This window comes from Streptomyces sp. NPDC041135, from assembly GCF_055592085.1.
Genome location: NZ_JBVIYZ010000027.1, coordinates 65,183 through 76,407, shown reverse-complemented (window position 1 = coordinate 76,407; position 11,225 = coordinate 65,183). Strand labels below are relative to the sequence as shown.

The following is an 11,225-nucleotide window of genomic DNA, read 5'->3' as shown; positions in this document are numbered from 1 at the left end:
CTTCGCCGCGGCGATGGCCTCGGCGTCGACCTTGGTGGCGGAGCGGATCAGGATCGCGTCCACGTCGGCGACGGCCGGCAGCAGTTCGGCGCGGTCGGCTCCGCTGCAGTGCCGGATCTCGAAGTCCGGTCCGAGCGCGTCGACGGTGGCGGGCGACAGCTCTTCAGCGATGAGTACGACGGGTTTCGAGCTCACGTGAGGTCCTCACAAGTCCATTGCGGACGGCCGTCCCGACGGCCGCTGGCGGTGGAGGGGAGTGGCACCGGGAAAGCGCGGGGCGCTGGGCGTGCCTCCCCTTTGCCCGGTGTCGCTTAGCCGCGTGGAAGACGCACGACGCTGTGGGCCTGACGCGTATGTTGAGCAGCAGTCTAGTGGCGCCGCGGTCGTCGTTTTACGCCGCGACGGAAGTATCACCCGTCCGTGGCTGGACGGGGTGGACAACGCCTGGAGTCGTCCTCGATCCGGGCGGCCCCGGATCGGCCGGGGGGGCCGGAGCTGTCCGCTCCGGCCCCCCCGGCGGGAGGCTCACGCCTCCTCGTCCACCCAGCTCATCAGCTTGCGCAGCTTCTTGCCGGTGGTCTCCAGCAGGTGCTCGGAGTCCTGCTGCTTGTACTCGTTGTACTTCTTCAGACCGCCGTGGTACTCGTCCATCCACGCCTGGGCGAAGGTGCCGTCCTGGATCTCGGCGAGGACCTTCTTCATCTCGGCCTTGGTGGCGTCGGTGATGATCCGCGGGCCGGTGACGTAGTCGCCCCACTCGGCGGTCTCGGAGACGGACCAGCGCATCTTCTCCAGGCCGCCCTCGTACATGAGGTCCACGATCAGCTTCAGCTCGTGCAGGCACTCGAAGTAGGCGATCTCCGGCTGGTAGCCGGCCTCGGTCAGCGTCTCGAAGCCCGCCTTGACCAGAGCGGCGGTGCCACCGCAGAGAACGGCCTGCTCGCCGAAGAGGTCGGTCTCGGTCTCCTCGGTGAAGGTGGTCTTGATGACGCCGGCGCGGGTGCCGCCGATGCCCTTGGCGTACGACAGGGCCAGCGCGAAGGCGTTGCCGGTGGCGTCCTGCTCGACGGCGGCGATGCAGGGAACGCCGCGGCCCTCCTCGTACTGACGGCGCACCAGGTGGCCCGGGCCCTTGGGGGCGACCATGCAGACGTCCACGCCGGCCGGGGGCTTGATGAAGCCGTAGCGGATGTTCAGGCCGTGGCCGAAGAACAGCGCGTCGCCGTCGTTGAGGTTGTCCTTGACGGACTCCTCGTAGACCTGGGCCTGGATGGGGTCCGGGACCAGGATCATGATGACGTCGGCCTCGGCGGCGGCCTCGGACGGCGTCACCACGCGCAGGCCCTGCTCCTCGGCCTTGGCCTTGGACTTGGAGCCCTCGTGCAGACCCACCCGGACGTCGACACCCGAGTCACGCAGCGACAGCGCGTGGGCGTGGCCCTGGCTGCCGTAGCCGAGGACCGCGACCTTGCGGCCCTGGATGATGGACAGGTCGGCGTCGGCGTCGTAGAACAGCTCGGCCACTTTGGGTTCTCTCCTTGATGTGCAGGTGTTGCGTCCACCGTATGACGGCGGGCTCAGGCGAGGATTCGGGGTCTCGGCATACGGGCGACGGCGGCCGCCCGCACACGTCCTTACGCGGACCGGTCCAGGGCGCGCAGCGACCGGTCGGTGATGGAACGGGCGCCCCGGCCGATCGCGATCGTGCCGGACTGGACCAGTTCCTTGATGCCGTACGGCTCCAGCATCTTGAGCATGGCGGACAGCTTGTCGCCGCTGCCGGTGGCCTCGATGGTGACGGCCTCCGGGGAGACGTCGACCGTCTTGGCGCGGAAGAGCTGGACGATCTCGACGATCTGGGAGCGCGTCTCGTTGTCGGCGCGCACCTTCACCAGAACGAGTTCGCGGTGAACGGCCTGGGCCGGCTCCAGCTCGACGATCTTGAGCACCTCGACCAGCTTGTTGAGCTGCTTGGTGACCTGCTCCAGCGGGAGGGCGTCGACGCTCACCACGATCGTGATGCGGGAGATGTCGGCGTGCTCGGTGACGCCCACGGCGAGCGAGTCGATGTTGAAGCCGCGGCGCGAGAACAGGGCGGCGATCCGGGCCAGGATGCCCGGCTTGTTCTCCACCAGGACGGAGAGCGTGTGCTTGGACATTTCTCGTTCGTCTCTCTCGCTCAGTCGTCTTCGTTGTCGCCGAAGTCGGGGCGGACGTCCCGGGCGGCCATGATCTCGTCGTTGGAGGTGCCGGCGGCGACCATCGGCCACACCATCGCGTCCTCGTGGACGATGAAGTCGATGACGACGGGACGGTCGTTGATGGAGTTCGCCTCCTCGATGACCTTGTCCAGGTCCTCCGCGCGCTCGCAGCGGATCGCGTAGCAGCCCATGGCCTCCGACAGCTTGACGAAGTCCGGGACGCGGGTGCCGGCGCTCGGCTGCTTGCCCGCGCCCACGGCCGAGCCGTTGTTCTGCCCGTCGGGGCCGGAGTGCAGCACGGTGTTGGAGTAGCGCTGGTTGTAGAACAGGGTCTGCCACTGGCGGACCATCCCGAGGGCGCCGTTGTTGATGACGGCGACCTTGATCGGGATGTTGTTCAGCGCGCAGGTGGTCAGTTCCTGGTTGGTCATCTGGAAGCAGCCGTCGCCGTCGATCGCCCAGACGGTCTTGCCGGGCGCGCCGGCCTTGGCGCCCATCGCGGCCGGGACCGCGTAGCCCATGGTCCCGGCGCCGCCGGAGTTCAGCCAGGTGGCGGGCCGGTCGTACTGGATGAAGTGCGCGGCCCACATCTGGTGCTGGCCGACGCCCGCGGCGAAGACGGTGCCCTCGGGCGCCAGTTGGCCGATGCGCTCGATGACCTGCTGCGGGGAGAGCGAGCCGTCGGCGGGCTGGTCGTAGCCGAGCGGGTAGGTGTCGCGCCAGCGGCTGAGGTCCTTCCACCAGGCGCTGTAGTCGCCCTTGTGGCCCTCGCTGTGCTCCTTCTGCACCGCCTGGACCAGGTCGGCGATGACCTCGCGGGCGTCACCGACGATCGGCACGTCGGCGGTGCGGTTCTTGCCGATCTCGGCCGGGTCGATGTCGGCGTGGACGATCTTCGCGTGCGGCGCGAAGCTGTCCAGCTTGCCGGTGACGCGGTCGTCGAAGCGGGCTCCGAGGGCGACGATCAGGTCGGCCTTCTGCAGCGCGGTGACGGCGGTGACCGCACCGTGCATACCCGGCATTCCCACGTGCAGCGGGTGGCTGTCGGGGAACGCGCCGAGCGCCATCAGGGTGGTGGTGACGGGCGCTCCGGTGAGTTCGGCGAGGACCTTCAGCTCGGCGGTGGCCCGCGCCTTCAGGACGCCGCCGCCGACGTAGAGGACCGGCCGCCGGGCGGCCGTGATGAGCTTGGCCGCCTCGCGGATCTGCTTGGCGTGCGGCTTGGTCACCGGGCGGTAGCCGGGCAGGTCCATGGTGGGCGGCCAGGAGAACGTGGTCCGCGCCTGCAGGGCGTCCTTGGCGATGTCGACCAGGACCGGGCCGGGGCGTCCGGTGGAGGCGATGTGGAAGGCCTGCGCGATGATCCGCGGGATGTCCTCGGCCTTGGTGACCAGGAAGTTGTGCTTGGTGATCGGCATGGTGATGCCGACGATGTCCGCCTCCTGGAAGGCGTCCGTGCCGATCGCCTTGGAGGCGACCTGGCCGGTGATCGCGACCATCGGCACGGAGTCCATGTGCGCGTCGGCGATCGGGGTGACCAGGTTGGTGGCGCCCGGCCCGGAGGTCGCCATGCAGACGCCGACGCGGCCGGTGGCCTGCGCGTAGCCGGTGGCCGCGTGGCCGGCGCCCTGCTCGTGGCGGACCAGCACGTGGCGGACCCGGGTGGAGTCCATCAGCGGGTCGTAGGCGGGGAGGATCGCGCCGCCGGGAATGCCGAATACCGTGTCAGCGCCGACCTCCTCGAGGGAGCGGATGAGGGACTGCGCGCCCGTCACGTGCTCGACGGGGGCGGAGTGGTGTCCTCCGGTACGGGGCCGCGGCTGCGGATGGTGGGCCCCGGTGGCCTGCTCGGTCATCGGCATTCTCTTCTCGATGCTGAGGGTTTTTTGCGAGGTTCGTACGGTGTTCGACTGCGGTGCGAGGGCCGGTCGCCCGGCGCCTGTGCAACAAAAAACCCCTCGTGCCGGTAGGCAAGCGAGGGGAGCGCGCCGGGGAGGTCGCTGGAGTTTCCGGATCGTCCTCCGGTGGGTCCCAGCTCAGCCGACGCGCTGTCCAAGTACGAGAATTCGGGTGCGCATGGAACTGACCCTCCCCCCGGCGCACACCACGTGTCAAGTAGGTGGGACGGGAGTCTCAGCATGTGAACGCAGGCCACTGCCGCCTCCGTGAAGAGCGGGTACCCCTCCTGTGTACACCCGCCGGCCTCCTTTCCGTGACTCGGTCATCGGCGCGGCCCGACACTCGGGGAGCCCCACGCGCCCTCGGCGCCGACCTCGGCCCCGATACGGCCCTGCGGCTGGCCCACACCGCCCGCGAACGCCGGTTCGGCCGGGGCGCGCGGCACCGGGTAGTGGCCGCCGTGCAGCGCCCGGCGCAGCCGGTGCTCGTCCAGCGGCCCGGCGAAGGCCATGCCCTCCGCGTGCGTGCAGCCCATCGCGGCGAGCGCCACCGCCTGCTCGGGCAGGTCCACGCCCTCGGCCACCGACTGCAGCCCGAGGTCGCCGGCGATACGCAGCAGCCCGCTGGTGATCTTGTGCAGCCGCGCCGACTCGACGATCCCGTCGACCAGGCCGCGGTCGAGCTTGAGGATGTCCACGGGCAGCCGCCGCAGCGCCGTGATCGCCGCGTAGCCGCTGCCGAAGCCGTCCAGCGCGATCCGCACGCCGAGCCGGCTGAGGCCGGTCAGGCGCCGCTCCAGCTCGTCCAGGGAGATGCGCGGGTCGGTGTCGGACAGCTCGACGACCAGCGCGCCCGGTGGCAGTCCGTGCCGGGTCAGCAGGGCCTCGACGGAGCCGAGCGGCATCGAGCGGTCCAGCAGCCGCCGGGCGCTCATCCGGACGGCCACCGGCACGACGAGCCCGGTCGCCGCCCGCTCGGCGGCCTGTTCCACGGCCTCCTGGAGGATCCAGCGGTCCAGCTCGGCGGTCTTGTCGCTGTCCGCGGCGACCCGCAGGAACTCGGCCGGTGTGAACATCACCCCCTGCGAGGAGCGCCAGCGCGCCTGCGCGGAGACGGAGGCGATCCGGCCGTCGGCCAGGCGGACCACCGGCTGGTGCAGCAGGGTGAACTCGCCGTCGTGCAGCGCGGCGCGCAGCCGGGTGGCCAGCTCCGCCTTGCGGACGACGTCCTGCTGCATGTGCGGCCGGTACAGTTCGACGCGGCCCTTGCCGGCCGACTTCGCCCGGTACATCGCGAGGTCGGCGTTGCGCAGCAGCTCGCCGGCGCCCAGGCCCGCCTCGGCGAAGGCGACGCCGATGGAGGCGTTGACGCGGACATCGTTGCCGTCGATGGCGTACGGCTGGGAGAGGGTCACCCGAAGGCGGTCGGCCAGCTCCAGGATGTTGCGCTCCCGGGCCGCGCGGTCCCGGGTGCCGTCGCCGACGATCAGGGCCGCGAACTCGTCGCCGCCGAGCCGGGAGGCGGTGTCCGACTGCCGCACGGCGTCCTGGAGCCGGCGGGCGGCCTGGACGAGCAGTTCGTCCCCGGCCTGGTGGCCGATGGTGTCGTTGACGGCCTTGAAGCCGTCCAGGTCGATGAAGAGCACGGCCGTGCCGCGCAGGTGGGCCCCGCGGTCGGAGACCCGGCGGCCGGACAGTGCCTGCTGCACGCGCTTGGTGAACAGGGCGCGGTTGGGCAGGTCGGTGAGCGGGTCGTGCTCGGCGTTGTGCTGGAGCTGGGCCTGGAGGCGCACCCGCTCGGTCACGTCCCGGCTGTTGAAGATCAGGCCGCCGTGGTGGCGGTTGACGGTGGACTCGACGTTCAGCCAGCCGCCGTCGCCGGAGCGGAAGCGGCACTCGATGCGGGTGGTGGGCTCCTCCAGCGGGCTGGCGGCGAGGAAGCGGCGCACCTCGTGCACCACGCAGCCCAGGTCCTCCGGGTGGATGAGGTGGGCCAGTTCCGTGCCCACCAGGTCCTCGGCGGAGCGGCCGTAGACCCCGGCGGCGGCCGGGGAGACGTACCGGAGCATGCCGTTGGGCGCCGCGATCATGATGACGTCGCTGGAGCCCTGGACCAGCGAGCGGAAGTGGTTCTCCTTCTGCGCCAGTTCCTGGGTGAGCGTGATGTTGTCCAGGAGCATGATGCCCTGGCGCATGACGAGCGCGAGGACGACGCCGCCGGCGGTGATCAGCACCACCCGGTCGGGGCTGCGGCCGCTGAGGACGTTGTAGAGGATCCCGAGCGTGCACACGGCCGCCGCCAGGTACGGGGTGAGCGCGGCCAGCGAGCCGGTGAGCGGCCGGCCGGCCGGGTACCGGCCGGGCTCACCGCCCGGCACGGGCCCGTGCGGCTGGGGCTGCGGCTGCCCGGGCGGTGGCGTCTGGGCGGACGGCTGCACGGGCGGGGCGGCGGTGTGCGGGTGGCCGGCGCCGCGCTGTCCGGGCAGGTGCTCGTGCACCACGCGCGTGTGCCCGTCCGGCACGTGCCGGCCCTCGCCCTGCGCGCCCTGCTGCCGGGGAGCGGCCCAGGGGGCGTAGGCGAGCAGCAGCGAACCGGCGAACCAGCCCGCGTCCAGCAGCTGGCCGGAGTGGTAGCTGCTGTGCAGCAGCGGCGAGGTGAACAGGGCGTCGCACATCACGGTCAGGGCCAGTGCGCCGATCGCGGTGTTCACGGCGGTGCGGTTGCCCGGTGCGCGCCGGAAGTGCAGCGCGAGCACCATGCTGACCAGGGCGATGTCGAGCAGCGGGTAGGCCAGCGACAGGGCGGTGTGGGCCACGCTCGGTCCGTCGAAGCGGGCCGCCTGGGCGAGCGCGAGGCTCCAGGACAGGGTGAGCAGCGAGCCGCCGATGAGCCAGGCGTCGAGCGTGAGGCAGATCCAGCCCGCCCGGGACACCGGCCGCTTGGCGAGGACCAGCAGGCCCACGATCGCGGGCGGCGCGAAGCACAGGAAGAACAGGTCGGCGAAGCTGGGGCTGGGCACGGGCTGCTTCAGCACGACCTCGTACCACCCCCAGACCGCGTTCCCGACGGCGGCCATCACCGAGGAGAGGGCGAACAGCAGCCAGGCGGAACGGAAGCGGACCCGCGGGTCACGCGCGTAGAGGAAGCAGGACACGGCGGCGGCGCCCGCCGCCGCGGTCAGCCCGAAGTCGCCCATGAACAGCGCGACGTCGCTGGAGCCCCAGCCCAGGCCGGAGCCGATGGCGTAGGCCGCGCAGACGACGGCGAGGACCAGTTGCTGGGCCAGGCCCGTGCCGCCGCCGAGGACCGGCGGGCGGGCGGGCGGCGTCCCCGGCGAGGGCTGCGCCCGCAGCGCCCCGTCGAGGGTGGCCGGCGCGGCGGGCGGGGCGCTCACCGGGGCCTCCCGGTCCGCGCTCCCGGGTCCCGCGGGTCCCGGCGCGCCGGGTGCGCGTGCCGCCGGCGGCCGTTGGGCCTCGGGTGGTGGCCGGTGTGGTGGCCGCGCCTGCGCGTGGCCGCGCGCCAGGGTCGTCGCCGGCGGCTCCGCCGCGTCGGGTCGTTCGTCCATAGGCCGTGCATCGCCCGTCGCCCCCCTCACAGTCTGCAAAGTCCATCCCCGGCGCCGAACGGTGCGCGGCGCAGCCCCTGTCGGGACGATACACCAGTCTCGTCACACAGGGACATAGCTTCTCTACGCTCAGTGACGATCAGCAAGGACGGGGGAACGCACCGCGTTTGCGGAACCGCGGAGCGTACCCGAGGCGTATTACGTACCCATTGCGCCTTTCGTCACGCGTCGACGGAACCCGTCGTGAGGATCACGTTGGCCAGCGGTTCCCGGTTCACGTACCGGCGCAGCTGGTCGGCCAGGAGCCGCCGGGCGCGCGGCAGGAACGCGGACGTGGGGCCGCCGACGTGCGGGGTGATCAGCACGCCGGGCGCCTGCCACAGGGGGTGCCCCGGGGGCAGCGGCTCGGGGTCGGTCACGTCCAGGGCGGCGCGCAGCCGGCCGCTCTCCAGTTCGGTGAGCAGCGCCCCGGTGTCCACGACGGGCCCGCGGGCGACGTTGACCAGCAGCGCCCCGTCCTTCATCCGGGCGAGGAAGTCCGCGTCGGCGAGGTGGCGGGTGCTCGCCGTCAACGGGGTGGAAAGGACGACGACATCGGCCTGCGGGAGCAGTGCGGGCAGTTCGGTGAGCGGGTGCACGGGACCGCGCGCCGTGGTGCGCCCGGAGCGCGCCACGCGCGCCACCCGCGCGAGCTCGAAGGGCGCGAGCCGGTCCTCGATGGCGGCGCCGATGGAGCCGTAGCCGACGATGAGGACACTGCGGTCGGCGAGGGCCGGCCGGAACCCGCCGAGCCACTCCCCCCGGTCCTGGGCGCGCACGAAGCCGGGGACGTCGCGCAGGGAGGCCAGGATCAGCGTGAGGGCCAGCTCCGCGGTGCTCGTCTCGTGCACCCCGCGCGCGTTGCACAGCCGCACGCCCGGCCGCAGGTCGCCCAGGCCCGGCTCGATGTGGTCGGTGCCCGCCGACAGCGTCTGTACGACGTCCACGGCGCGCATGGACGCCAGCGGGCGCACGCCCACGCCGACCGGCTGCATGTAGGGCACGACGTAGAACGCGCAGTCGGCCGGGTCGGCGGGATAGTCCTCCTCCCCGTTCCAGAACAGGTAGCGGGGGCCTTCGGGGAGCCCCTCGATGTCCTCGGGCGGAAGGGGCAGCCATACGTCAGCAGCGGTCATGGTCAGGAGGCTATGTCAGGGCACGCTGTGGCCAGAGGTTAGGTTGGGGGCCGGGCAGAGGGAGGTTCACGAGCAGGTGGAGCGCAGGACGATCGGCGCGGGGGCGCTCGCGGTGGGGGCCGTCGGACTCGGGTGCATGCCGATGAGCTGGGCCTACAGCGGCTCCCGGCAGCGGGGCGACGAATCGCTCAGGGCGGTGCACCGGGCGCTGGACCTGGGCTCGACCCTGCTGGACACGGCGGACATGTACGGCCCCTTCACCAACGAGCTGCTGCTGGGGCGCGCGCTGAAGGAGCGCCGCGGGGACGCCTTCGTGTCGACGAAGGTGGGTCTGCTGGTGGGCGAGCAGCACATCGTGGCCAACGGCCGCCCCGGCTACGTGCGGCGGGCGTGCGACGCCTCCCTGCGCCGGCTCCAGACGGACGTGATCGACCTCTACCAGCTCCACCGGGCCGACCCGGAGGTCCCGGTGGAGGAGACGTGGGGGGCGATGGCGGATCTGGTGCGGGCGGGGAAGGTACGGGCGCTGGGGCTGTGCGCGGTGGGGGCGCGCGGCGGGCGCGGCGGGCGCCGCTCGGGTTCCGGTCTGCACGACGGCACGCTGCGGCAGCTGCGGCGGGTGCAGCAGGTCTTCCCGGTGAGCGCGGTGCAGGCCGAGCTGTCGGTGTGGTCACCGGAGGCGCTGGACGCGCTGCTGCCGTGGTGCGAGGCGCGCGGGGTGGGGCTGCTGGCCGCGATGCCGCTGGGCAACGGCTTCCTGACCGGCACGCTGACGCCGGGCGAGGGCTTCGAACCGGACGACGTGCGGGCCCGCCATCCGCGCTTCACGGCCGAGATGATGGCGGCCAACCAGCCGATCGTCGCCGGTCTGCGCCGCGTCGCCCGCCGCCACGGCGAGCAGGTCAGCGCGGCCCAGGTGGCGCTGGCCTGGGTGCTGGCCCAGGGCCGCCACGTGGTCCCGGTGCCCGGCGCCAAGCAGGAGCGCTGGGTGGTCCAGAACGCGCGGGCGGCCCGGCTGCGGCTGACCCCGGCCGATCTGGCCGAACTGGCGCGGCTGCCCGGGGCGCAGGGCTCCTGGGACTGAGCGGTCTCCACCCGCCCGGGGCTGAGCCATTTCCACCCGCCGGACGGGAACTCCCGGCGGGCGGGCGGCGTATGACTAGGAGGAGCGACGGGAGCGGGGATCTGCCGCCGGGCCGCCGTGTCGAAGGGACCATGATCGTGCGACGTCGAGCTGTGCCGGCCGTACTGGCCGCGGCCGCGCTCCTGTTCACGGGCGCCTGCTCCGGCGGCGGCGGGCACCCGCCGGGCCCGGCCGGCACCACCGCCTCCGGGGGTACTGCGCCGGGCGCGGCCTCCTCCGCGCCAGCGGCCGAGACGGCGGCGCCCGCCAAGGGCTCGGTGCGGGTGCTGCGCACGGTGACCAAGGGCCTGAAGACGCCCTGGGGAGTCGCCGCGCTCCCGGACGGCGGCCTGCTGGTGTCCTCCCGTGACGCGGGCACCATCACCCGGGTCGACGAGCGCACGGGCCGCAGGACGCTGCTGGGCACGGTCTCCGGGGTGTCCCCGGCCGGGGAGGGCGGCCTGCTGGGCATCGCCCTCTCCCCCGACTACGCCTCGGACCACATGATCTACGCCTACTTCACCTCCGCCTCCGACAACCGCGTCGTCCGCGTGCTGTACGACCCGCTCAGACCGGCCGGCGAGCAACTGGGCGCGCCCGACACGGTGTTCAAGGGCATCCCCAAGGGTTTCATCCACAACGGCGGCCGGATCGCCTTCGGCCCGGACGGCATGCTCTACGCCGGCACCGGCGAGAGCGGGCAGCGGGGCCTGGCCCAGGACCGCACCTCGCTGGGCGGCAAGATCCTGCGGATGACCCCGGAGGGTGAGCCGGCCCCGGGCAACCCGTTCCCCCACTCCCCGGTGTACAGCTACGGCCACCGCAACGTGCAGGGACTGGCCTGGGACGACAGGCAGCGGCTGTTCGCCTCGGAGTTCGGCCAGGACACCTGGGACGAGCTGAACGCGATCGCACCCGGCGGCAACTACGGCTGGCCCGACGCCGAGGGCAGGTCGTCCGGCGCCGGCTTCCGCGACCCGGTCGCCCAGTGGCACACCGACGACGCCTCGCCCAGCGGCATCGCCTACGCCGACGGCGTGATCTGGATGGCGGGCCTGAAGGGCGGCCGCCTGTGGCGCGTCCCGCTGCGCGGCACGCGGGCCTCGGCCGCTCCGCAGGCCTTCCTCACCGGCCAGTACGGCCGGCTGCGCACCGTGCTCGCTGCGGGCGGCGGCAGGCTGTGGCTGGTCACCAGCAACACCGACGGCCGGGGAGACCCCAAGGCGGGCGACGACAGGATCCTGGAGCTGACGGTGCGCTGA

Annotated in this window: 7 protein-coding genes and 1 pseudogene; 2 read left to right on the top strand and 6 right to left on the bottom strand. The window is 72.6% G+C overall.

The window, feature by feature from the left end; genetic code table 11:
- The 6 genes and pseudogenes from ACZ6CZ_RS33120 to ACZ6CZ_RS33095 form a co-directional block, all read right to left on the bottom strand.
- A pseudogene (locus ACZ6CZ_RS33120) lies at positions 1 to 195 on the bottom strand (phosphoglycerate dehydrogenase); the annotation flags it as partial.
- Between the two features lie 330 nt (positions 196 to 525).
- A complete protein-coding gene (ilvC, locus tag ACZ6CZ_RS33115; RefSeq protein ID WP_469028718.1) occupies positions 526 to 1,524 on the bottom strand; it encodes a ketol-acid reductoisomerase in 999 nt (332 codons plus the stop codon).
- A gap of 110 nt (positions 1,525 to 1,634) precedes the next feature.
- Positions 1,635 to 2,159, bottom strand: a complete 525-nt coding sequence (ilvN, locus tag ACZ6CZ_RS33110) for an acetolactate synthase small subunit (RefSeq protein WP_469028716.1) — start codon at positions 2,157 to 2,159, stop codon at positions 1,635 to 1,637.
- Positions 2,160 to 2,179: 20 nt separating this feature from the next.
- On the bottom strand, positions 2,180 to 4,057 hold the full coding sequence (locus ACZ6CZ_RS33105) for an acetolactate synthase large subunit (protein ID WP_469028712.1): 1,878 nt from the start codon (positions 4,055 to 4,057) through the stop codon (positions 2,180 to 2,182).
- A 365-nt stretch (positions 4,058 to 4,422) separates the two neighbouring features.
- Positions 4,423 to 7,494, bottom strand: a complete 3,072-nt coding sequence (locus tag ACZ6CZ_RS33100) for a putative bifunctional diguanylate cyclase/phosphodiesterase (protein ID WP_469028709.1) — start codon at positions 7,492 to 7,494, stop codon at positions 4,423 to 4,425.
- A gap of 392 nt (positions 7,495 to 7,886) precedes the next feature.
- Complete coding sequence (locus ACZ6CZ_RS33095) at positions 7,887 to 8,840, bottom strand: 2-hydroxyacid dehydrogenase (protein ID WP_469028705.1); 954 nt, start codon at positions 8,838 to 8,840, stop codon at positions 7,887 to 7,889.
- Positions 8,841 to 8,916: 76 nt separating this feature from the next.
- Between ACZ6CZ_RS33095 and ACZ6CZ_RS33090 the strand changes: the two genes are divergently transcribed.
- Positions 8,917 to 9,924, top strand: coding sequence for an aldo/keto reductase (locus ACZ6CZ_RS33090; RefSeq protein ID WP_469028703.1), 1,008 nt, complete (start codon positions 8,917 to 8,919; stop codon positions 9,922 to 9,924).
- Between the two features lie 131 nt (positions 9,925 to 10,055).
- A complete protein-coding gene (locus tag ACZ6CZ_RS33085; RefSeq protein WP_469028701.1) occupies positions 10,056 to 11,225 on the top strand; it encodes a PQQ-dependent sugar dehydrogenase in 1,170 nt (389 codons plus the stop codon).

What these genes read in the sequence shown, in the direction of transcription:
- ilvN (WP_469028716.1), bottom strand. Translation starts at nt 2,159, where the DNA reads ATGTCCAAGCACACGCTCTCCGTCCTGGTGGAGAACAAGCCGGGCATC.
- ACZ6CZ_RS33105 (WP_469028712.1), bottom strand. Translation starts at nt 4,057, where the DNA reads ATGACCGAGCAGGCCACCGGGGCCCACCATCCGCAGCCGCGGCCCCGT.
- ACZ6CZ_RS33095 (WP_469028705.1), bottom strand. Translation starts at nt 8,840, where the DNA reads ATGACCGCTGCTGACGTATGGCTGCCCCTTCCGCCCGAGGACATCGAG.
- ACZ6CZ_RS33085 (WP_469028701.1), top strand. Translation starts at nt 10,056, where the DNA reads ATGATCGTGCGACGTCGAGCTGTGCCGGCCGTACTGGCCGCGGCCGCG.